Origin of the sequence: Virgibacillus siamensis (genome assembly GCF_039522605.1) — a bacterium.
Taxonomy (GTDB): domain Bacteria; phylum Bacillota; class Bacilli; order Bacillales; family Amphibacillaceae; genus Lentibacillus; species Lentibacillus siamensis.
In genome coordinates this window covers 249,949-272,257 of the sequence record NZ_BAAADS010000025.1, presented here as the reverse complement: position 1 = coordinate 272,257, position 22,309 = coordinate 249,949, and the positions used below count along the sequence as shown (strand labels likewise).

Below are 22,309 nucleotides of genomic sequence, written 5' to 3'. Positions count from 1 at the left end.
CGCTGCATGAGGAGGAGAAACAATGAACATCTATATATTATTGATGACAATAGCAATAGCATTTCTGATTACCGTCCTTTTATCACCGATTTTCATTCCATTCCTGCGACGTTTGAAATTTGGACAGAGCATCAGGGAAGAAGGACCACAGTCACATCTTAAAAAAACAGGAACACCGACAATGGGCGGAACGATGATTGTAATCAGTGTTATATTGACGTCGCTGATTATGGTCAGCAAATTCAGCAGCAGTTCCATCAGCTATGAGTTATGGCTGCTTATATTTGTTCTTGTGGGATATGGGCTGCTGGGATTTCTGGATGATTTTATTAAGATTGCCATGAAACGAAATTTGGGACTGACCTCACGGCAAAAAATGATTGGTCAGATTATCATTGCACTTGTGTTTTATTTTATTTTGCGATATAACGACTTCTCTACATATGTCCAGATTCCTGGGACATCGATACAGTGGGAGCTGGGTTGGGGATATGCACTGCTGATAATGTTTATGCTTGTCGGTGCATCCAATGCTGTAAACCTGACCGATGGGCTGGATGGGTTGCTGGCAGGAACAGCCGCAATTGCCTTTGGGGCATTTGCAATATTGGCCTGGTACGGAACCCCTCAGGCTGAGATTACGATATTTTCACTGGCAGTAGTCGGGGCGTTGCTTGGCTTTTTGGTGTTCAATGCACACCCTGCTAAGGTATTTATGGGCGATACCGGTTCATTAGCACTTGGCGGATCAATCGCAGCAATTGCCATTTTAACAAAGCTGGAAATTATTCTTATCGTAATTGGCGGAGTATTTGTCATCGAGACACTTTCTGTCATCATTCAGGTAATCTCGTTTAAATTGACAGGCAAACGGGTATTCAAGATGAGCCCGCTTCACCATCATTATGAGCTGATGGGATGGTCCGAATGGCGGGTAGTTACAACCTTTTGGCTGGTAGGATTACTTTTTGCAGCCTTAGGGGTTTATATTGAGGTGTGGATAACGTGAAGAAATTAACGAACTTCCCATACTCCAATGCACTTGTATTAGGCTTGGCAAAAAGTGGTACAGCAGCTGCCAGGCTGTTACTGCAAAACGGAGTAAATGTAAGGGTAAATGACAAAAAATCAGATAAACAGGATGAGGAGATACGTGAGTTGCAAACGATGGGGGCGGAAGTAATTACCGGTTCCCATCCTCTTTCTGTTTTGGACGGAATTGATCTTATTGTAAAAAATCCGGGCATTCCATATGATAATCCTTTGCTTATTGAAGCAGAAAAACGGAGACTCCCGGTTATAACAGAAATCGAGCTTGCCGGGCGAATGGTTGAGAGTTCAATCATTGGAATTACAGGATCCAACGGAAAGACAACAACAACGACTTTGGTTACCGAAATGCTGAGAAGAAGCGGCCAGCCTGTAGAGGTTGCCGGTAATATCGGCTTTGTTGCCTCCGAAGTTGCGCAAACACTGAAAGAGGATGAAAAAATGGTGCTTGAATTATCCTCGTTTCAGTTGATGGGCGTTCAATCGTTCAAACCGAAAATTGCCGTTCTCCTGAATATTTTCGAGGCACATCTGGATTACCATAAAACGTTTGAAAACTATAAAAACGCTAAAAGCAATATTTTTGCCAATCAGGATGCGGATGATTTTCTAGTATATAATGCGGATGATCCGGTTGTATGTGATGCAGTACAGAAGGCAGCATCTCAAAAGGTGCCTTTTTCATTGCAGAAACGTCTTGAGAATGGTGCCTGGGCGGACGGATCCAACATTTATTTTAAATCAGAACCAATTGCCAGTCGTGATGCAATTGCACTTGTAGGGGACCATAACCTGGAGAATATTCTTGCCGCAATGTGCGTCGCCAAGTTAAGTGGCGCCACTAATAATGGAATTCGCCAGGTGCTGAGTTCTTTTACTGGTGTTAAACATCGAACGCAATTTGTTGATAGGATCAATGGCCGTTTGTTCTACAATGATTCAAAGGCAACCAATATTCTGGCGACACAAAAAGCACTGGCATCATTCAGACAACCGGTTATTTTACTAGCAGGCGGACTGGACCGGGGGAATGAATTTGACGAACTCCTTCCATATTTAAATTATGTAAAAGGAATGGTCCTGTTTGGTGAGACAGCCGGAAAACTCGAGAAGGTTGCTGAACAAGCTGGAATTTCGTTTGTTACATGTGCAGAAACGATGAATGAGGCCGTTACAATTGCTTATCGTCAATCTGCTGAAGGTGATGTTGTGCTATTGTCACCAGCCTGTGCGAGCTGGGATCAGTACCGTACATTTGAACAAAGAGGAGACATGTTTATACAAGCCGTGCATACACTTAAGTAGGGGCTTGTTCAAACCTTAAATAGATACGAAAAAATAAACGCCCCTGTTCCGATGAAACTGGAAAAATGGGGTGTTTTTTTGATAAAAAAATTATTTACATTTGAACGCAGACCTGATTTTGCTTTAATGGCCATTATTCTTGCTTTGCTCATTATTGGAAGTGTCATGATTTACAGTGCCTCCTACATTCAGGCGGAATATAATTTTGGCGATTCCTTTTTTTACCTGAAACGTCAATTATTATTCAGTGCAGTTGGAATTTTTGCTATGTTTTTTATTATGTCCATTCCGTATGGAACATGGAAAAAATACAGTAAGGTCTTGTTGCTAGTTTGTTTTGTGCTGCTTCTTGCTGTATTGATACCGGGTATAGGAATGGAGCGGAACGGCGCACAGAGCTGGATTGGTGTGGGAGCATTCAGTATCCAGCCATCTGAATTTACAAAACTTGGGCTGATTATTTATTTATCAGTGTTTTTGTCTGTCAATCAAAAATATATTACATCGTTTAAGCAGGGTTTTTTTCCATCAATAATTTTGGTCTTTACAGCGTTCGGTTTGATTATGCTGCAGCCCGATCTGGGGACCGGGGTTGTGTTGATCTTAACATGTATGATGATGATTTATATTGCAGGTGCCAGATTATCCCATTTCATTGGAATGGCCACGATTGGTGTGGCCGGATTCCTATACCTAATTTTGTCAGCACCATACCGGATCAGCAGAATTACTGCATTTTTAAATCCGTGGCAGGACCCGCTCGGTGACGGGTTTCAAATTATCCAGTCCTTGTATGCACTTGGCCCGGGTGGATTAATGGGTGTTGGTCTCGGTAACAGCCTGCAAAAATATTTTTACTTGCCCGAACCACAGACAGACTTTATTTTTGCCATTCTGGGCGAGGAGCTCGGTTTTATTGGCGGTACAGCGGTTATCGCATTGTTTGGTTTATTGTTCTGGCGGGGGGTTCGAATCGGAATTGAGGCACCGGATGCATTTGGCAGATTTTTGGCGCTTGGAATTGTCTCCATGATAACGATTCAGGTTATGATTAACGTCAGCGTTGTTATCGGGTTGATTCCTGTAACTGGAATCACGTTGCCATTTCTTAGTTATGGGGGGTCATCATTGACCTTGACGATGTGTTCAGTCGGTATTTTGCTGAATATCAGCAAGTATTCGAGGATTTAATCGGACATTCTTCAAAATTGGTTAAATCTGCTGGTAAACTGGGTAAAGTTTACTACATATCAGAGTAGATAATATGATATAATTCATGTAACAGTAGATAAGTGGCATTCGATGTGTCACTTTAATTTTTTGAAAAAGGAAGACATGGGATGGCAAAGAAAAAAATAGTTTCGATTGAAGATCGAATCCCCAGGTTGAAGCAAGAACGAAAGAAGAAGGCAAATCGTCGGCTGATTTTTTATCTTTCCATATTTTTCGTTCTCATTTCCATCATCGTATATCTTCAGTCGCCGCTGAGCGATGTAAATACAATTAAGGTTAAAGGCAACAGTTATACGGAGGATGAACAAATAAAGCAGCAAAGCGGCATTTCCGAAAACACGAATATATGGATGATTAATGAAGAAGAAGTGGTTGAAGCGATAAGTAAGAATCCGATTATACAATCCGTCGATGTCAGTAAAAATTTACCATGGACAGTCGAAATTGCGGTTTCTGAATATAATTATGTTGGTTACATAAAGAAAGATGGAAATTATTTTCCTGTACTTGGAAATGGCAGTGTGTTGACTGATTTAAAACGCAATACGACGGGTGGCAATGCACCAGTCATGATGAATTTTTCAAATGAGAAATATGTGCAGAAGATGGCTGGGCAATTAACAAAGCTGCCGGACAGTATTCTTAAACTGATTTCGGAAATCCATTGGAAGCCAACTGACGAAAATAAGAACAAAATATTACTGTATATGAATGACGGGTATTTAGTTGACGGTACGATACGGGGGTTCGCCGAAAAAATGAAAGCATATCCATCAATCGTTTCCCAAATTAAACCTGGTACAAAAGGGATCGTTCATATTGGTGTAGGTGCCTATTTTGAAAAATATAATCCAGCGGACAGTAACACTGGCAAAAAGAAAAACAGTAATGAGTCTGAGTAGTATTTGAAAAAATTATAAATTCCTGACTAACACGAAAGTCATATATGTTTCTATGTAAACGAAATATATAGTATGGGGAAAATCTCACTATCTTTTTATTTTTTTATACAAAATGTGATGTTTACAGGAAAACAATTATGGGTAATTTTTTAAATTGGGTTATTAAATCATAAATTATAGAAGGATTTTTGTGATTTTTGAAGAATTACTCTATATAAGTTCCTTTTTCACGTATATTCCTTTAAAATAGTGGATTATAGAATAGAATGGATGAAGAACAGAATACGAGAATTCATCTGGTAACAGAAATGCCGGATGCTTCTGAAACTGGAGGTGCCTTTCTTTGAACAACAGTGAAGTACTAGTGAGTCTTGACGTAGGTACATCAAAAATCAAAGTAATAATTGGAGAAGTATTGGAAGACTCCCTTAATATTATTGGAGTGGGAACCGCGAAATCAAATGGAATGAAAAAAGGTGCGGTTGTAGATATTGATCAGACGGTTCATTCGATCAGGAATGCTGTTGAACAGGCAGAGCGAATGGTAGGCATGCAGATTGACAGTGTCGTAGTCGGAATAAACGGTAACCATATTCAGTTGCAGCCATGCCATGGGGTTGTCGCGGTTCAAAGTGAAAATCGTGAAATCGGTGATGAGGATGTCACTAGGGTAATTGATGGTGCACAGGTTGTTTCCATTCCCCCTGAGCGTGAAATAATTGACGTCATCCCGAAACAATTTATTGTTGACGGACTTGACGAAATAACCGATCCCCGAGGTATGATTGGTGTGCGGCTCGAGATGGAAGGAACGATTATTACATGTTCTAAATCTGTCCTGCACAATATTTTAAAATGTGTGGAACGGGCCGGTTTGCAAATTTCCGATATTTGCCTGCAGCCATTAGCGGCTGGCAGTATTGCACTTTCCAAAGATGAGAAAAATCTGGGGGTAACCCTGATTGATATTGGAGGCGGATGTACAACAGTTTCCGTTTTCGAAAATGACCATCTGGCGGCTACCAGTGTAGTGCCGCTTGGCGGTGACAATATTACAAAGGATTTATCCATCGGGCTTAGAACATCAACTGAAGAAGCAGAAGACTTAAAATTGAATTATGGACATGCTTTCTTTGATGATGCCCAGGAAGATGAAACTTTTGAGGTCTCTATTATAGGCAGCAATACGACACAAATGTACAATCAGTTACAGATTGCTGATATGATAGAAGCCAGGGTTGAAGAAATCTATGCTTACGCCGAGCGTGAAATTCGACGGATGGGTTATCAGCAGCTGCCCGGCGGATACGTTTTAACCGGCGGTGCGGCGAAAATGCCGGGGGTACTGGAATTGGCCCAGGATTGTTTCCAATCAAATGTCCGCTTAGCCATACCTGATTACATAGGGGTCAGAGAACCACAGTTTACAGCCGGGGTTGGAATCTTGCAATTTGCTTATCGTAATGCGAAAATACAAGGAAAAGAGTTATTCCCGTCTGTACTGGTTAATCAGCAGGAAACAAAACCAAAGCGTACTAAAAAGAATTCAAACAATGAAGAGCCGAAAAATAAGGAGAAAAAGGAATCTGGGTTAGCTAATATATTTAAGTATTTCTTTGATTAAAACTTTGAAAATTCCCGGATATTAGTAGATTCCGGAACTCTTGTAATTTTGCATATTAGGAGGAACGAACTATGTTAGAGTTTGATACGAATATGGATCAACTGGCAACAATAAAAGTAATCGGTGTCGGCGGCGGCGGAAGCAACGCTGTAAACCGTATGATTGAACATGGTGTGGAAGGTGTTGAATTTATTGCTGTCAATACCGATGCACAGGCACTTAATTTATCGAAAGCGGAAACGAAAATTCAAGTCGGTGGAAAACTGACCCGCGGCCTTGGAGCAGGAGCAAATCCGGAAGTTGGAAAAAAAGCAGCTGAAGAAAATAAAGAGCAGCTGGAAGAGGCGCTGCAAGGTGCTGACATGATCTTTGTCACAGCTGGAATGGGGGGCGGTACTGGTACAGGTGCTGCACCAGTAATTGCATCAATTGCTAAAGAACTGGGAGCACTGACGGTCGGTGTTGTAACAAGACCATTTACATTTGAAGGTAAACGGAGATCCACTCAGGCGGTATCCGGAATCGATGCACTGAAAAGCAGTGTAGATACGTTGATTGTCATTCCGAATGATCGTCTGCTGGAAATCGTTGATAAGAACACTCCAATGCTGGAGGCTTTTCGTGAAGCGGATAACGTACTTCGTCAAGGTGTTCAGGGTATCTCTGACCTGATTGCCAAACCAGGTCTGATTAATGTGGACTTTGCTGACGTGAAAACGATTATGTTTGATAAAGGGTCCGCATTAATGGGAATTGGTGTAGCAACAGGTGAAAGTCGTGCGACGGAAGCGGCCAAAAAAGCTATTTCCTCGCCGCTGCTTGAAACAGATATAAACGGTGCACATGGTATTCTGATGAATATTACCGGTGGCACAAATCTAAGTCTTTATGAAGTACAGGAAGCAGCAGATCTGGTTACATCCGCAGCTGACAAAGAAGTGAATGTTATCTTCGGTTCGGTTATTAATGAAAACTTGAAAGATGAAATAATTGTAACGGTAATTGCTACTGGCTTTGATGAAAATAAAGAGCAGGAAAGACAGGTCAGCCAGCGGCCTAGTTTGAATCAAAAGCAACAGGCTGCTACAAGACCAAATGACGAGTTCAGCCGGGAAAGAGAACCAAGCCAAAACCAGCAGTCCCGTCCAGCGCAGGAAGAGGATACACTGGATATTCCAACGTTCCTGAGAAACCGCAACCGGAACCGTTAATTAGCATCAATTGATAATCAGCAGCCAGACATTTTCTGGCTGCTGTTTTAGTATGTAAAAAATAGTGAGGTGTTAGACATAATGGGAGATGGAGAAAAAGTATTGTCGATGGAGAACCTGACAATGCATTTTGGAGGGAATCAGGTATTACGGGGAATCAATTTAGATGTTTACCAGGGTCAGGTGATCGGCTATATTGGTCCGAATGGTGCCGGTAAAAGCACAACATTGAAAATTTTGCTTGGCCTTGTTGAAGGATATGGAGGAACGGTCGAAATTTTTGGGGAGAATATTAAGGAAAGTGACCATACATATAAACGGAAAATCGGCTATGTTCCGGAGAATGCGGACATTTATGAAAATCTGACCGCAGATGAATACCTGACTTTTGTTGGCGAACTATATGGAATCGATCGGGAAACAGCTTCGAGAAAAGCAAGGAAATTAATGGCTGCGTTTGAAATGGAAGATGTGCTTCATTCCAGAATTTCATCGTTTTCCAAAGGTATGCGACAGAAAGTTATTATTATGTCCGGCGTCATACACGACCCTGATCTTATTTTTCTTGATGAACCGTTGAACGGCCTGGACGCCAACAGCGTAATGATCATCAAGGATGTTATGGAACAATTGGTGGAGCGTGGTAAAACGATTTTTTATTCGTCTCATATTATGGATGTTGTTGAGAAAATAAGTAATCGAATTGTATTGCTTGCAGATGGCAAAATTGCTGCAGATGGAACCTTTGCGGAATTACGCCAGGCGAATGAAAAAGAGGGGTCCCTGGAGGATATCTTTAACCAGTTAACCGGATTTGATGAATACAAGGACACTGCTGAACAAGTTGTCGGTATAATAATGGACGGTGAGGATGATGCATAAATTCCGATCACTGAAGTTGCTCGACAATTTTCAAGGGTTTTTCCGTTCCATCCAAATCGATTATACAACGATGCGGAGAATTCTGGAAATAAAATTATTAATGGACCAGCGCCGTGTACCCGCAGTTTTAAATGCGGACATTTCCAATAAGCGTAAAGAAGGAAATCAGTTTGTTAAATCACTGGGGATTTATGCTTTATACAGTTTAACCCTCATCCCAGTACTGTTTTTTGGTGACAATCTGATGTATCAGTCGAGTATTCTGTTTGGAATTATGATGTTTATCTTGATGACATCGATGATTTCTGACTTTTCTGCAGTATTATTGGATGTACGGGATAAAACAATCTTGAATACCAAGCCCGTCCATAACAGAACGATTAATGCTGCCAAGCTAATTCATATTATGATCTATATGACCCTTTTAGCCGGGGCTTTTATAGCGGTACCATCTATCGTAATGCTTGCGACCGGACGTTTTTCTTTCTTTTCATTATTTCTGATGGAAACCGTGCTGATGCTTTTATTTATGATTGCGCTGACTGCATTGGCATACATATTTATTTTGCATTATTTCAGTGGTGACAGACTGAAGGATATTATTAATTATGTGCAGATAATTCTTGCGATTGGAATTGTAGTTGGGTACCAGATTGTTATTCGGGCTTTTGATTTTGCTATGTTTGAGTTTGTTTATGATTTCAGCTGGTGGCACATCCTTATCCCACCGCTGTGGTTCGGTGCACCATTTGAGCTGTTGCTGAATGGTAATTCGTCCGGGCCAATTATCTTTATGGCACTTCTTGCGCTGGTTATCCCATTTATTGCAATTGGAATCTATTATTATTTGATGCCTTCATTTGAGAGTAATCTGGAAAAACTTTTGGAGAACACAGGGAATCCATCAGTTAAAAAGCACCCTTTTGAACGGTTTTGGGAGCGTATGTTATGCAAGGGAAAACAGGAACGGTTATTCTTTCGCTTCTCGCTTTCTATGATGAGGCAGGAAAGAGATTTTAAATTAAAAGTTTACCCGACCATCGGCATGGCGCTGGTTTTTCCGTTTATATTTATGTTTAATTCCTTAAATAGAGGATCGTTTGAAGAACTCGCCGCGGGGAATGCTTACTTTAATATTTATTTTTCCTGTATCATGATCGGAACTGTGATCCACATCCTAAAATATTCAGTGGACTATAAGGGTAGTTGGATTTTTCAGGCAGCACCGATAGAAGGATCAGCCGTCATCTATGGAGCGACATTAAAAGCATTCCTGGTCAAATTGTATTTTCCGGTATTTATTATGTTATCGGCAGTGTTTATTGTAATTTTTTCATTCCGAATTGTACCGGACCTGGCAGTCGTTTTCGTAACAGCAATTTTGCATACGCTTATTTCGTACAAATTGATTAATAATGAATCCTATCCATTCACCAATCCGATGGAATCTGTGCAAATGCAGGGCGGAAGCACCGTGAAATATCTTATTTTGATGGTGTTAGTCGGCATAACCGCACTGCTGCATTTTCTGGCATCGAAGGTAGAATATGGTGTTTATGGGTACCTGCTTATTCTGATTGCTGTAACGATTATATCGTGGAAATTTTGTTTCAGCGGGAGTAAGGTTTTTTGATGAGTTTTTGCTTTGCGAGAAACTTTTCTATCCATTATTTGGTTTTTATATAGCGGGTTTTATCTGATTCGCAGCCGGCATACACTTCGCTTTCACTTATGCTCGAAAGTGAAAGCGAAGTATATTTCCGGAGCGGCTAATTCCACTATTTACAGCCAAAGCAGATTTATTGATAGAACTCTTTTATCCCAAACTTGTTATTACAAAGGTTAACAATTCCTCTTTTCCAAACTACACTAATTCCTCAAAAATGCTCCCGACAAAGTCACTGATAACTAGATAAAATTAGCCCCAATAAGCGTACAAGAAGTGACAGACTTTGCCGGTTTAGTGGGCTATACTTCCAGTTAAGGTATTTTCTTAAGGAAGGAAGTGTGAAGTGACCATTTATTTGGATGCCGTCTGGTTGCTGAATTTTCTCCTGGATATGATGCTGCTTATGCTCACACAGGCGTTAGCGAAGGACGGCACACGTAAAATCCGAATCATCTTTGGTGCCTTCATCGCTTCATTATTGGTCCCATTATCAATCTATTATCCGGATACGTTCGTGAACACAGTATTAGGGAAACTGTTTTATTCCATCGTCATTATTTTGTGCAGTTTCCGGATTCGTTCACTGTACCGGATGACGAAACTGCTTCTCCTGTTCTATTTTACAACATTTGCAATAGGGGGTGGCTTGCTAGCAATACACTTTTTACTTCAGAATCCAGTCGGGGTCTCAACAAGTGGCATACTTACGTTTAACAGCGGATTCGGAGCACCGGTCAGCTGGATGTTTATTGTAATAGGTTTTCCATTGGCCTGGATATTTACAAAGACCAGGATGGACAAGCATGCAGACGAGAAAATACGGTATGACCAGCTTTGCCCGGTAAACATTCAAATTGACAGTAAACGTTTTTCAACGACAGGATACATTGATAGTGGGAATCAGTTGATGGACCCGGTCAGTAAAAAGCCGGTTATCATTTGTGATGAGTACTTCTTGAAAAAGTGGTTTACAGAAGATGATTGGAAAGCGCTTTATCAGGCCCATTCTGAACTGAATTTCGAGAAACTTCCGTCAAAGTGGGAAAATCGAATTAATATCATTCCATACCAGGGAGTGGAGGGGAACCGTACATTTATGATGGGTTTAAAACCTGACAGTTTAACGTTTTATTATGATAATCAAAAAATCACAACCCGAAAAGTCATAATTGGAATTCAATTTTCGGAATTGACCAAGGATCAATCCTATCATTGTCTGCTTCATCCTAAAATTGTTAAATCAGAAGTTGTTGAAACAGCTTAATTAGTAAAGGAGCGGTTAATTTTGAAGTTGCGATTATGGAAACTGCGAACGCGATTATGGTGGTATAAAATCCTCTTTAAACTAGGGTTTAAATCGGATGAAATCTATTATATTGGTGGCAGTGAAGCATTGCCGCCACCGTTATCCAAGGAAGAGGAAAGAGAATTACTTGAATTGCTGCCCAAAGGTGATAAATCCGCCAGGGCGATGCTGATTGAACGCAATTTAAGGCTGGTCGTGTATATTGCCCGAAAGTTTGAGAATACCGGGATAAATATCGAAGACTTGATCAGTATAGGAACTATCGGCCTGATTAAGGCTGTCAATACATTCAATCCCGAGAAAAAAATCAAGCTGGCAACGTATGCGTCCAGGTGTATTGAAAATGAAATTCTGATGTACCTGCGTAGAAATAACAAATTAAAAACTGAAATTTCATTTGATGAGCCATTGAACATCGATTGGGATGGTAATGAATTACGGCTTTCCGATGTGCTTGGAACTGATGAAGATATCATTACGAGGGACATTGAATCAAACGTTGATAAGTCCCTGCTGAAAAGTGCGTTATCACAGTTGAACCCGCGGGAAAAACAGATTATGGAACTACGCTTTGGCCTTGTTGGACAGGAAGAAAAAACTCAAAAAGATGTGGCAGATATGCTCGGTATTTCGCAGTCCTATATTTCCCGGCTGGAGAAAAAAATTATTCGCCGGCTCCAAAAAGAATTTAATAAAATGGTATGACTTGCTGCAGTAAGAATTTGATGATTTTCTAGTCATTTTTACACGATACCCAATTGCATAAAAAACCTCCTATGGGGAGATACTGACCATGAACAGCATCTCCAACCGGGAGGGTAGAACATAATGACCAGACATAAAGTAGAAATTTGCGGTGTAGACACATCCAAATTACCCGTACTTAAAAATGATGAAATGCGAAAGTTGTTCAAAAAAATGCATGAGGGTGATATTGCAGCAAGGGAAGAACTGGTAAACGGAAATTTACGACTGGTATTAAGTGTTATTCAGCGATTTAATAATCGTGGAGAATATGTGGATGATTTATTTCAGGTAGGTTGTATCGGACTCATGAAATCAATCGATAATTTCGATTTAGGACATAATGTGCGCTTTTCCACGTATGCTGTTCCGATGATCATAGGCGAAATAAGAAGGTATCTGCGCGACAATAACCCTATCCGCGTCTCAAGATCATTGCGGGATATAGCTTATAAAGCACTGCAGGTCAGAGAAAAATTAATTAATAAAACTTCCAAAGAACCGACACCACTTGAAATTGCTGAGGAAATGGGTGTACCACACTCAGATATAGTGTTTGCAATGGATGCTATTCAGGACCCGGTGTCATTGTTTGAGCCAATCTATAATGATGGCGGAGACCCAATTTATGTAATGGATCAGTTGAGTGACGACAGTGACAGTGATGGAATGTGGGTTGATAAATTATCATTGAAGGAGGGTATGGTTAAACTGAACGATCGGGAGAATATGATTCTGAATAAGCGGTTTTTTCAAGGTAAAACACAAATGGAGGTTGCCGATGAAATAGGCATTTCACAGGCACAAGTCTCCCGCCTCGAAAAAGCGGCCATCAGCCAGATGAACAAGCAGATGTTTGAATGATTTGAAGCGAATAATTGGATAAAGAAGTAATCGCAAAATAGGTCCAGTCCATCCGGATATGTGCGCTTCCAGAGCGTATATGTGCGGTTTTGGACTGGATATGTGCGATTCTGTACGTCACCAAGTTATGGTGGCGTTTTTGTGTGCATTAATTTTTCAAACCTGTTCTGCATATACATCAATACAAAGGCAGGTGAATCGTATGATAAAATTATCGGAACTTCAGGTAAAGGAAGTGATTGTAATCAGTGATGGCAGCAGACTGGGGCACATATCTGATTTGGAAATAGACGGGAATACCGGGATGATTACCGCGCTGATTATATATACAAAGGAAAAGAAATCAGGAGGATTGTTTGGCAAACCGGGGGAAATGGAAATTCCATGGAATAAAATTGAGACGATTGGATCTGATGTTGTCTTGATTCGCAATCCGGGTAAAACGACGATATATGAAGAACAGCAGCAATTTTTCGAATGACGCCTAAAATATGATAATATGGAACAAGCATACAATCAGGGGGCGACGATAGTGAATGAGCCATTTTATGAAAGCCATAATCTGATGCTGGTACTTGAAAAGTGGCAGCGCATAAATCCGAAATTAAAGGCGGGCTTTACAACGAGAAACGGAGGATCCAGCAGCAGTCCGTTTAAATCATTTAACCTTGGACTTCATGTTCCTGATAAGCATGATGATGTGCTTGCCAACAGAATGAAGTTAGCGGAAACATTAACCATTCCTCTTGAAAAGTGGGTCTCGGGTGAGCAGATACATGATACCAGGATTCATATTGCCGGAGAAGGTGATGCCGGAAAAGGATCTGCTTTCTTTGATACTTCGCTGAAAGGCGTTGACGGACTAATCACCAAAGAAAATGGTATATTGTGTACAGCCTTTTATGCTGATTGTGTTCCTTTGTTTTTTTTCGACCCTGTGACAGGATTTATCGGAATTGCACATGCAGGCTGGAAGGGAACAGTCAAACGAATTGCTGAACAAATGATCCAACATTTCACGGAGGCAGGGGTAAATCCGAAAGATACACTCGTGGCTATTGGACCGTGTATTTCAAAAGAGAACTATGAAGTGGATGCGAATGTCATTGACCATATAACGGAAAGTAACCAGAAAAAAGTGGTTGAAAATAAGGGGAAAAATCGATTTTTGCTTGATTTAAAGCAATTAAATGCTGAAATTCTTTTACAACAGGGAATTTTACGTCATAATATAGATATAACAAATTATTGCACATATACAGATGAACACCTATTTTTCTCCCATCGTCGCGATCACGGAAAAACAGGAAGGATGCTGGGATACATAGGCTATAAAACGTAACGCGGAAGGAGTACCGGAACAGATGGATGTAGCAGCAAATTTGGACAAGATTCGCAGTAATATAGGACAGGCATGTCAAAAAAGCGGTCGAAATCCCGACGAAATTACCATAATTGGCGTAACGAAATATGTTACAATAGAACGAACAATAGAAACGATTAATGCAGGAATTAAAAATCTTGGCGAAAATCGGTTGGAAGGGTTTCTGGAAAAATACAATGCCATTTCCGATAAAGCATCCTGGCATTTTATCGGTACGCTTCAGTCCAGGAAAGTAAAAGAAATCATTAATAAAGTTGAAGCCGTCCATTCACTTGACAGACTTTCCCTTGCGAAGGAAATGAATAAACGGGCGGAACACCCTGTTGATTGTTTCGTTCAGGTGAATGTAAGCGGGGAAGAAACGAAACATGGCCTGAATTCTGACAAGGTGTTACCTTTCATTAAAGAAGTTGGGCGGTTTGAAAAAGTTCGAATCACCGGCTTAATGACGATGGCACCGCATGTGGATGATGAAGATCAACTGCGCAGTATTTTCCGGGAGCTTGCATCACTAAGAACCACAATTAGGGATGAAAATCTCTCACATGCCCCATGTGAACATTTATCGATGGGAATGAGTAATGATTATCAGATCGCTGTCGAGGAAGGGGCAACACATATCCGGTTGGGTTCGAAATTGGTCGGATCTTAAATGGAGCGGGGTGAAAAAATGAGTATAAAAAACAAATTGAAGACATTTTTCACGATGGACGATGAATACGAATATGTTGAGGAACCTGAAGAATTTCCTGTTAACGAACAACAAGGCAATAGCCAGAAAAAGCAGAATGTAGTCAATTTGACAAGCATGCAGCATCCCACATCAAAGGTTGTTTTGTGTGAACCAAGGAATTACAGTGAAGCACAGGAAATTGCTGATAATGTTGTCAACAGGCGAGCAGTTGTCATTAATCTGCAGCGGGTTGATCACCATCAGGCAAAACGTATCGTTGATTTTTTAAGCGGCACTGTATATGCCGTAAACGGTGACATTCAAAAACTCGGTGCACAGACGTTTTTGTGCTCACCGGATAATGTCGATGTGTCGGGGAGTATAACTGACATGTATGAGGACGACGATGAATCTGAAAAAGGATGGTAGAATTTAATGAACCAACTCTATATGATTTTATATTTTGCACTTGAGATTTACAGTTATGCTTTAATCATTTATATTTTGATGTCCTGGTTCCCTGGTGCACGGGAGTCATCATTTGGCGAGTTCTTTGCTAAAATCTGTGAACCGTATCTCGAACCTTTCCGTAAAATTATTCCGCCAATCGGGATGATTGATATTTCTCCAATTGTCGCAATTCTTGTACTGTACTTTGCACGGGCATTTGGCTTGCCGGTACTATTTAATATGCTGAGCAGCTGGTTTTAAAACATGGAGATTTATCAGCATTTCAGAGCGGAAGAACAGCCATTTATCGATAAGGTGTTGTCCTGGATTGAGCAGGTCGAGCGTTCTTATCAGGTGAAGCTGACAGATTTCCTTGACCCAAGAGAGCAGCAGATTGTCGACATGCTGATCGGCACAAGTAGCGGAGATATTACGATGTACAAGCATGGCGGAAATGAAGCAGCTGAAAGAAAACGTGTTATTCTCGCGCCGATGTATGAGATTGTTGACGATACATCCTTTCAGCTTACACTGTTGCAGGCTTCTTACCATGAAAAATTTGTCAGCGTAACACATCGCGATGTTATGGGAGCATTTTTATCCCAGGGAGTTAAGCGCCAGAAACTTGGCGAAATCATGGTAGGTGAAGGTACTATTCAGATTGTGGCAGCTGCTGAAATTGCACCCTATATTATCACCAATCTGACTTCCATCAAAAAGACAAAAATCAGACTCGAGGAAAAGCCATTTACCGAACAGATTTCCAAACAATCTGCTTGGAAAACATCTGATAAGACAGTATCATCATTAAGGCTTGATGCTGTAATCAAGGTGATTTACAATATTTCCAGGAAAGATGCTGTTGAAATGATTGAAAAACAGATGGTTAAGGTGAATTTTAAAATTGTCGATGATCCGAAGTTCACACTTGAAGAAGGTGATCTTCTTTCGTTAAGAGGAAAAGGACGAAGCAGATTGAACCATATTAACGGCCGAACCAAAAAGGATAATTGGAAAATTTCTATCGCTGTTTTGCAATAATTCCATCGCCAAGCAGGATTTTAAAACTTTTTGTCGAATAATAACGTATTACAGCAATTATTAAATCTTATAAATATATTATTGGGAGGTGGCCTGTGTGCCATTAACACCACTGGATATCCATAATAAAGAATTTACCAGGGGATTTCGCGGGTATGATGAAGATGAGGTTAATGAATTTCTGGATCAGGTGATTAAAGACTATGAAATGACGATTCGTGAAAAAAAGGATCTGCAGGAAAAAGTCGAACAGCTTAATGAAAAATTGGGTCATTTTACAAATATTGAAACGACGCTTAATAATTCCATTTTGATTGCCCAGGAAACCGCTGAGGAATTAAAAGGAAATGCAACAAAAGAGTCGAAACTGATTATAAAAGAAGCTGAGAAAAATGCCGACCGGATTATAAACGAGGCTTTGAATAAATCCCGCCGTATTTCCATGGATGTGGAAGAACTGAAGAAACAGGCAAAAATTTTCCGTACCCGTTTAAAAATGCTTGTCGAAGCGCAGCTTGAACTGGTTGATACGGACGACTGGGAAGAGCTATTTAACGAGGATTTCAGCCAGGAACTTGAGGTGGCTGCGGAAAAAGAGTCATAAGTCTTGACGATAGATGAATTTTTACATATAATTCATACAATACTATTTAAAAATACGATGATAGGGACAGTAAGGATTTACGTGGCTGTCAAGCGAGTCGGGAAATGGTGGGAGCCCGGCACAGCAGTTTGTTCTGAAGATCACCCTGGAGTAATCCGTTTTGAATGAAGTAGGAATGGACGGTCTGTTCACGTTACGGACATCGAGTGAATTTAAAATGGAATGGTTTTGAATTTATAAGGGTGGTACCGCGAGTCTTCTCGTCCCTTTTGGGGATGTGAGGGCTTTTTTTAATGGTCGCACCATGTATCAAATGATTTTTAAAATGATTTTAACATACAAGGAGGATATGGAATATGGAGTATAAAGATACGTTATTGATGCCTAAGACGGACTTTCCGATGCGCGGCAATTTACCGAACAAAGAACCGAAACGGCAGGAAAAATGGGAAGAAGAAAATATCTATGAGAAAGGACTGGAGCGGACAAAGGGACGTCCATTGTTTGTGCTGCATGATGGACCGCCATATGCGAACGGTGATCTGCATATTGGTCACGCATTGAATAAAATTTTGAAGGATTTTATTACACGCTATAAGTCCATGGCAGGCTATCATGCACCATATGTTCCTGGATGGGACACACATGGGCTGCCGATTGAAACAGCATTGACAAAAAAGAAGAAAATAAAGCGCAAGGAAATGAGTATTGCAGATTTCCGTCAGAAGTGCGCTGAATATGCGATGGGGCAGATTGACAGTCAACGGACACAGTTCAAAAAACTTGGTGTGCGGGGTGATTGGGATAATCCATATATCACGTTAACAAAGGATTATGAAGCTGCACAAATTAAAGTTTTTGGTGAAATGGCGAAAAGAGGGTATATTTATAAAGGGCTGAAACCTGTCTATTGGTCTCCTTCATCTGAATCAGCACTGGCGGAAGCTGAAATTGAGTATCATGATAAACGGTCACCATCCATTTACGTTGCTTTTGAAGTTACAGATGGCAAAGGTGTGCTGGATGAAGGGGATAAACTGGTTATCTGGACCACCACACCATGGACAATTCCTGCCAACCTCGGAATCAGTCTTCATCCTGATTTTGAATATGTTGTTGTTACTGTTAATGACGACAGGTTTGTGGTTGCCCATGATTTACTGGAAACTGTAGCAGAAGATTTGGAATGGGAAAATCCGCAAATCGTGAAGACGTTTAAAGGAAAAGAAGCAGATCGTGTGGTGACAAAACATCCATTCTATGACCGGGATTCACTTGTTATGCTTGGTGAACATGTTACAACAGATGCAGGTACCGGTTGTGTCCATACTGCACCAGGTCATGGGGAAGATGACTTTTATGTTTCCAGGTCCTATGGAATTGACGCATTATCCCCAGTTGATTATAAAGGGGTATTCACCAGTGAGGCACCGGGCTTTGAAGGGTTGTTCTATGACAAGGCCAACAAACCAATTACGGAAAAGCTGGAGGAAGTCGGTGCATTACTGAAACTGAGCTTTATTACCCACTCGTATCCACATGACTGGCGGACGAAGAAACCGACTATTTTTCGGGCGACATCACAATGGTTTGCGTCCATCAAAGATTTCCGTCAAACGATTTTGGATGAGATTAAACGAATTGACTGGTATCCGGCATGGGGCGAAACCCGATTGTATAATATGGTTCGCGACCGTGAAGACTGGTGTATTTCCAGACAGCGTACATGGGGTGTGCCAATTCCGGTATTTTATGGTGAGGATAATACGCCGATCATTACGAATGAAACGATTCAGCATGTATCTGATCTGTTTACGGAATTTGGTTCAAATGTTTGGTTTGAACGGGAAGCAAAAGATCTGCTGCCCGAAGGTTTCACATCGGAACACAGTCCGAATGGCACGTTTACAAAAGAAACTGATATCATGGATGTATGGTTTGATTCCGGGTCTTCACATGAGGCCGTGTTAAAAGAGTGGAATGATCTCCAGCGTCCGGCAGATGTTTATCTGGAAGGCAGTGACCAGTATCGCGGCTGGTTTAATTCATCATTATCCACAGCAGTTGCTGTCACTGGCAAAGCACCTTACAAAGCGATTATCAGTCATGGGTTCACTTTGGATGGCGAAGGGCGTAAAATGAGTAAGTCTGTCGGCAACGTAATGGATCCCGCCAAGATTCAAAAACAACTTGGTTCTGATATTTTAAGATTGTGGGTATCATCGGTCGATTACCAGGCGGATGTTCGTATATCCCAGGATATTCTGAAACAGATTTCGGAAGCGTACCGTAAAATCAGAAATACATTCCGCTTTTTGCTGGCAAATTTGTCTGATTTTGATCCGAAAACAGATGCTGTTTCGGAGGATAATATGGAGGAAGTTGACCGCTATATGCTGCATCGGCTGCAGAATTTGCTTGCTTCTGTCCGGGAAAGCTATGATAAGTATGAGTATTCACCGGTTTACTCGCAAATTCATAATTTCTGTACGGTTGATTTAAGTTCTTTCTATTTGGATTTTGCCAAAGATATTCTTTATATTGAAGCAGCGGATAATCATCGCCGGAGAAGTATCCAGACAGGCTACTACGAAATTTTGACAACGCTTGTCAAGCTGCTTACACCAATCATCCCGCATACTGCAGATGAAATTTGGGAATATATCCCGGGGGTTGAAGAGGAAAGCGTTCAGCTTACGGATATTCCGGAGCCAAAACAAATTGCAAATTTTGAATCTGCACAGGAAAAATGGGATCATTTCATGAAAATCCGTGATGATGTTCTTAAAGCACTTGAAGATGCACGAAATGAGAAAATAATTGGCAAGTCACTTGAAGCTGCCATCACCATTGTGCCAAAAGATAATGAAACGAAAGAAGTGCTGAACAGCATTTCCAATATTCATCAATTGTTTATTGTTTCCGGTGCGGAAGTTGCAGAGGAAGCTGCAAATGCCAGAGAATACAGGTACGTAAATGTTGCAGTGGAAAAGCATTCCGGGGAAAAATGTGAACGATGCTGGGTTGCATCCGAAACAGTCGGTGAGGACAGTGATCATCCTGAACTGTGCACACGCTGCGCATCGATAGTTAAAGAAAATTATACGGCATAAACACTATTGGAATAACGCCCCGTTCTTGCTGGAATTTTAAAAGCAGAGGGGCGTTTTTCTTTGATTTGTGGTAAAATGCAAAGGGAAATAAATAAATCGGAGGATACTGCATGTTCTGGTATTATGTTATTGCATTAATTATTGTTGGAATTGATCAATTCACTAAATGGATTGTTGTAAAAGAAATGGAATTATACGAACAAATTACGGTGATCGATAATTTCTTTTACCTTACTTCACACCGGAATAATGGTGCTGCCTGGGGTATTTTGGAAGGACACATGATTTTTTTCTATATTGTCACTGTGTTGGTTGTAATTGGTATCGTGTACTACATGCAAAAGTATGCTAAAGACAATATGGTACTGGCGATTTCACTCGGTCTGGTACTGGGCGGTGCAATTGGGAATTTCATTGATCGTTTGTTCCGGAAAGAAGTCGTCGATTTTCTGGATTTTGTGATTGCCGGCTACGATTATCCTATTTTTAACGTTGCCGATTCATCATTGGTGATTGGGGTTATTTTGCTGTTGATTGCTACATTTATCGATGAAAAGAAGAAAGGAAAATCAGAATCATGACCGAACAACAGCATATTGTCACAGATGCAGAAAATAAAATGAGGATTGATAAATTATTGGCAGAAGTTAATGCAGATGTGTCACGATCACAGGTGCAATCCTGGATTGGGGACAATCTGGTTTTCGTTAACGGCCAAAACGTAAAAGGTAACTATAAATGCCGGTTGCACGATCAGATTACCTGGACAATTCCGGAACCCAAACCTTTACAGCTGACTCCGGAGAATATTCCATTGTCCATTGTTTACGAAGACAGCCACTTGCTTGTTGTAGATAAACCTAAAGGCATGGTTGTGCATCCCTCGGCAGGCCATCAAAGCGGGACGTTGGTAAATGCATTAATGTACCATTGTGACGACCTGTCTGGCATCAATGGTGTAGAACGGCCGGGAATTGTTCATCGGATTGACAAGGATACCAGCGGGCTGCTTGTAGTTGCAAAAAATGATTCAGCCCATTCCGGATTGGCTGAACAGCTGGCATCTAAAGATGTGGAGCGGAAATATGAAGCAATTGTACATGGTGTGATTGACCATGAAACCGGCATGATTGACGCACCGATTGGAAGAGATCCAAGTCATCGTCAGCGTATGGGTGTTGTTGATAATGGCAAATCAGCGGTAACACATTTTCGTGTTCTGAAGCGATTTGCAAACTTCACACACATTGAGTGTCAGCTGGAAACAGGAAGGACCCATCAGATTCGTGTCCATATGCGATACATCGATTTTCCGTTGGCCGGAGATCCGAAATATGGGCCTCGAAAAACATTGGAAATTGATGGTCAGGCATTGCATGCGAAGTCATTAGGGTTTACCCATCCAGATACGAATGAATGGATGCATTACGAAGTAGGAGCTCCGGAATATTTCCAACAATTGCTGGATCAGCTGGAAAAAATGTATTGACAGTACAGCACGATTTTGTCATACTATAATAAATAAAATAGTGACCTTTAATTATAGTCCAGTGAGGCTAAAAAGGAACGGATATGAATGTGTGTACGTGTAGTATATACAAGTCCCTTTTTTCCTCATGGAGAAAAGGGATTTTTTAATGGAGGTTTTTTATGTGAATAAGAAGACGATTGTGCTCGATGAAGCGGCGATGAACAGGGCGCTGACAAGAATTGCCCATGAAATCGTCGAAAAGAACAAGGGCGGGGAAAACCTGATTCTTGTTGGCATTAAAACAAGAGGGGTTCCGCTTGCCACACGCCTTCAGGAAAAAATAAGCAAAATTGAAGGGATGACTGTCCCAATCGGTGAATTGGATATTACCCTTTACCGGGATGATTTGGAAACAAAAAGTGATGACCCGGAATTAAAAGATACGAATATCGATGTTTCGCTTGATGGAAAGAAAGTTATTCTGGTTGACGATGTACTTTATACAGGCCGAACTGTTCGGGCTGCAATGGATGCAGTGATGGATTTGGGAAGACCTTCACTGATTCAGTTGGGTGTACTCATTGACCGCGGGCACCGGGAGCTGCCGATCCGGGCTGACTATGTAGGGAAAAACATTCCTACATCCGAGAAAGAAGTCATTGTTGTTCATCTGCAGGAATCTGATGAACATGATGAAGTAGGTATCTATGATAATAAATATCCGAGCCTTTAAATGAGTCCAGTGAGATTCAAAAGGTTGCCGGGAAACACGTGTATGAAATG

At 41.0% G+C, this 22,309-nt stretch carries 22 protein-coding genes and 1 other annotated feature; all 22 genes read left to right on the top strand.

Annotation, left to right across the window (positions count from 1 at the left end; all coding sequences use genetic code 11):
• The first annotated feature begins 22 nt into the window (after window positions 1-22).
• A complete protein-coding gene (gene mraY / locus ABD010_RS16555; protein ID WP_343815587.1) occupies window positions 23-1,009 on the top strand; it encodes a phospho-N-acetylmuramoyl-pentapeptide-transferase in 987 nt (328 codons plus the stop codon).
• Complete coding sequence (murD, locus tag ABD010_RS16550; RefSeq protein WP_343815585.1) at window positions 1,006-2,355, top strand: UDP-N-acetylmuramoyl-L-alanine--D-glutamate ligase; 1,350 nt, start codon at window positions 1,006-1,008, stop codon at window positions 2,353-2,355. Before mraY ends, murD begins: the two co-directional genes overlap by 4 nt.
• Before the next feature lie 126 nt (window positions 2,356-2,481).
• Window positions 2,482-3,546 carry a stage V sporulation protein E gene (gene spoVE, locus ABD010_RS16545; protein WP_343816373.1) on the top strand — a complete coding sequence of 355 codons (1,065 nt, stop codon included), beginning with the start codon at window positions 2,482-2,484 and terminating at the stop codon, window positions 3,544-3,546.
• A 149-nt stretch (window positions 3,547-3,695) separates the two neighbouring features.
• A complete protein-coding gene (locus tag ABD010_RS16540) occupies window positions 3,696-4,490 on the top strand; it encodes a cell division protein FtsQ/DivIB (protein ID WP_343815582.1) in 795 nt (264 codons plus the stop codon).
• A gap of 343 nt (window positions 4,491-4,833) precedes the next feature.
• Window positions 4,834-6,114 (top strand): cell division protein FtsA, encoded by a 1,281-nt coding sequence (gene ftsA, locus ABD010_RS16535; protein WP_343815579.1) that lies wholly within the window; start codon window positions 4,834-4,836, stop codon window positions 6,112-6,114.
• A gap of 71 nt (window positions 6,115-6,185) precedes the next feature.
• A complete protein-coding gene (ftsZ, locus tag ABD010_RS16530; RefSeq protein ID WP_343815576.1) occupies window positions 6,186-7,325 on the top strand; it encodes a cell division protein FtsZ in 1,140 nt (379 codons plus the stop codon).
• Window positions 7,326-7,406: 81 nt separating this feature from the next.
• Complete coding sequence (locus ABD010_RS16525; protein ID WP_343815573.1) at window positions 7,407-8,207, top strand: ABC transporter ATP-binding protein; 801 nt, start codon at window positions 7,407-7,409, stop codon at window positions 8,205-8,207.
• Window positions 8,197-9,840, top strand: coding sequence for a hypothetical protein (locus ABD010_RS16520; protein ID WP_343815570.1), 1,644 nt, complete (start codon window positions 8,197-8,199; stop codon window positions 9,838-9,840). Before ABD010_RS16525 ends, ABD010_RS16520 begins: the two co-directional genes overlap by 11 nt.
• Window positions 9,841-10,219: 379 nt before the next feature.
• The gene (gene spoIIGA / locus ABD010_RS16515) at window positions 10,220-11,140 is read left to right on the top strand and encodes a sigma-E processing peptidase SpoIIGA (RefSeq protein ID WP_343815567.1); all 921 of its coding nucleotides are present in this window, start codon (window positions 10,220-10,222) and stop codon (window positions 11,138-11,140) included.
• Window positions 11,141-11,167: 27 nt separating this feature from the next.
• Entirely contained in the window at window positions 11,168-11,887 is a 720-nt protein-coding gene (gene sigE / locus ABD010_RS16510; protein ID WP_343816370.1) for an RNA polymerase sporulation sigma factor SigE, read from the top strand.
• A 123-nt stretch (window positions 11,888-12,010) separates the two neighbouring features.
• Window positions 12,011-12,790 carry an RNA polymerase sporulation sigma factor SigG gene (gene sigG / locus ABD010_RS16505; protein WP_343815564.1) on the top strand — a complete coding sequence of 260 codons (780 nt, stop codon included), beginning with the start codon at window positions 12,011-12,013 and terminating at the stop codon, window positions 12,788-12,790.
• A 202-nt stretch (window positions 12,791-12,992) separates the two neighbouring features.
• The gene (locus ABD010_RS16500; protein ID WP_343815562.1) at window positions 12,993-13,271 is read left to right on the top strand and encodes a YlmC/YmxH family sporulation protein; all 279 of its coding nucleotides are present in this window, start codon (window positions 12,993-12,995) and stop codon (window positions 13,269-13,271) included.
• A gap of 51 nt (window positions 13,272-13,322) precedes the next feature.
• Window positions 13,323-14,132, top strand: a complete 810-nt coding sequence (gene pgeF, locus ABD010_RS16495) for a peptidoglycan editing factor PgeF (RefSeq protein WP_343815559.1) — start codon at window positions 13,323-13,325, stop codon at window positions 14,130-14,132.
• A gap of 22 nt (window positions 14,133-14,154) precedes the next feature.
• Window positions 14,155-14,826 carry a YggS family pyridoxal phosphate-dependent enzyme gene (locus ABD010_RS16490; protein ID WP_343815556.1) on the top strand — a complete coding sequence of 224 codons (672 nt, stop codon included), beginning with the start codon at window positions 14,155-14,157 and terminating at the stop codon, window positions 14,824-14,826.
• An 18-nt stretch (window positions 14,827-14,844) separates the two neighbouring features.
• Window positions 14,845-15,276 (top strand): cell division protein SepF, encoded by a 432-nt coding sequence (locus tag ABD010_RS16485; RefSeq protein WP_343815553.1) that lies wholly within the window; start codon window positions 14,845-14,847, stop codon window positions 15,274-15,276.
• A 6-nt stretch (window positions 15,277-15,282) separates the two neighbouring features.
• Entirely contained in the window at window positions 15,283-15,558 is a 276-nt protein-coding gene (locus tag ABD010_RS16480) for a YggT family protein (protein WP_343815550.1), read from the top strand.
• A 3-nt stretch (window positions 15,559-15,561) separates the two neighbouring features.
• Entirely contained in the window at window positions 15,562-16,338 is a 777-nt protein-coding gene (locus ABD010_RS16475) for a YlmH family RNA-binding protein (protein ID WP_343815548.1), read from the top strand.
• 97 nt (window positions 16,339-16,435) lie between these two features.
• Window positions 16,436-16,942 carry a DivIVA domain-containing protein gene (locus ABD010_RS16470; RefSeq protein ID WP_343815545.1) on the top strand — a complete coding sequence of 169 codons (507 nt, stop codon included), beginning with the start codon at window positions 16,436-16,438 and terminating at the stop codon, window positions 16,940-16,942.
• Window positions 16,943-16,990: 48 nt separating this feature from the next.
• Window positions 16,991-17,213 (top strand) — a binding site (T-box leader).
• 85 nt (window positions 17,214-17,298) lie between these two features.
• Window positions 17,299-20,055, top strand: coding sequence for an isoleucine--tRNA ligase (ileS, locus tag ABD010_RS16465; RefSeq protein WP_343815542.1), 2,757 nt, complete (start codon window positions 17,299-17,301; stop codon window positions 20,053-20,055).
• 110 nt (window positions 20,056-20,165) lie between these two features.
• Window positions 20,166-20,636, top strand: a complete 471-nt coding sequence (lspA, locus tag ABD010_RS16460) for a signal peptidase II (protein WP_343815539.1) — start codon at window positions 20,166-20,168, stop codon at window positions 20,634-20,636.
• Entirely contained in the window at window positions 20,633-21,544 is a 912-nt protein-coding gene (locus ABD010_RS16455; protein ID WP_343815536.1) for an RluA family pseudouridine synthase, read from the top strand. Before lspA ends, ABD010_RS16455 begins: the two co-directional genes overlap by 4 nt.
• A gap of 163 nt (window positions 21,545-21,707) precedes the next feature.
• Window positions 21,708-22,259, top strand: coding sequence for a bifunctional pyr operon transcriptional regulator/uracil phosphoribosyltransferase PyrR (gene pyrR / locus ABD010_RS16450; protein WP_343815534.1), 552 nt, complete (start codon window positions 21,708-21,710; stop codon window positions 22,257-22,259).
• Window positions 22,260-22,309: the final 50 nt, after the last annotated feature.

Coding starts and splice junctions, on each gene's coding strand:
- mraY (WP_343815587.1), top strand. CDS start 23: ATGAACATCTATATATTATTGATGACAATAGCAATAGCATTTCTGATT.
- spoVE (WP_343816373.1), top strand. CDS start 2,482: ATGGCCATTATTCTTGCTTTGCTCATTATTGGAAGTGTCATGATTTAC.
- ABD010_RS16540 (WP_343815582.1), top strand. CDS start 3,696: ATGGCAAAGAAAAAAATAGTTTCGATTGAAGATCGAATCCCCAGGTTG.
- ftsZ (WP_343815576.1), top strand. CDS start 6,186: ATGTTAGAGTTTGATACGAATATGGATCAACTGGCAACAATAAAAGTA.
- ABD010_RS16525 (WP_343815573.1), top strand. CDS start 7,407: ATGGGAGATGGAGAAAAAGTATTGTCGATGGAGAACCTGACAATGCAT.
- ABD010_RS16520 (WP_343815570.1), top strand. CDS start 8,197: ATGATGCATAAATTCCGATCACTGAAGTTGCTCGACAATTTTCAAGGG.
- sigG (WP_343815564.1), top strand. CDS start 12,011: ATGACCAGACATAAAGTAGAAATTTGCGGTGTAGACACATCCAAATTA.
- ABD010_RS16500 (WP_343815562.1), top strand. CDS start 12,993: ATGATAAAATTATCGGAACTTCAGGTAAAGGAAGTGATTGTAATCAGT.
- ABD010_RS16490 (WP_343815556.1), top strand. CDS start 14,155: ATGGATGTAGCAGCAAATTTGGACAAGATTCGCAGTAATATAGGACAG.
- ABD010_RS16485 (WP_343815553.1), top strand. CDS start 14,845: ATGAGTATAAAAAACAAATTGAAGACATTTTTCACGATGGACGATGAA.
- ABD010_RS16480 (WP_343815550.1), top strand. CDS start 15,283: ATGAACCAACTCTATATGATTTTATATTTTGCACTTGAGATTTACAGT.
- ABD010_RS16475 (WP_343815548.1), top strand. CDS start 15,562: ATGGAGATTTATCAGCATTTCAGAGCGGAAGAACAGCCATTTATCGAT.
- ileS (WP_343815542.1), top strand. CDS start 17,299: ATGGAGTATAAAGATACGTTATTGATGCCTAAGACGGACTTTCCGATG.
- lspA (WP_343815539.1), top strand. CDS start 20,166: ATGTTCTGGTATTATGTTATTGCATTAATTATTGTTGGAATTGATCAA.
- ABD010_RS16455 (WP_343815536.1), top strand. CDS start 20,633: ATGACCGAACAACAGCATATTGTCACAGATGCAGAAAATAAAATGAGG.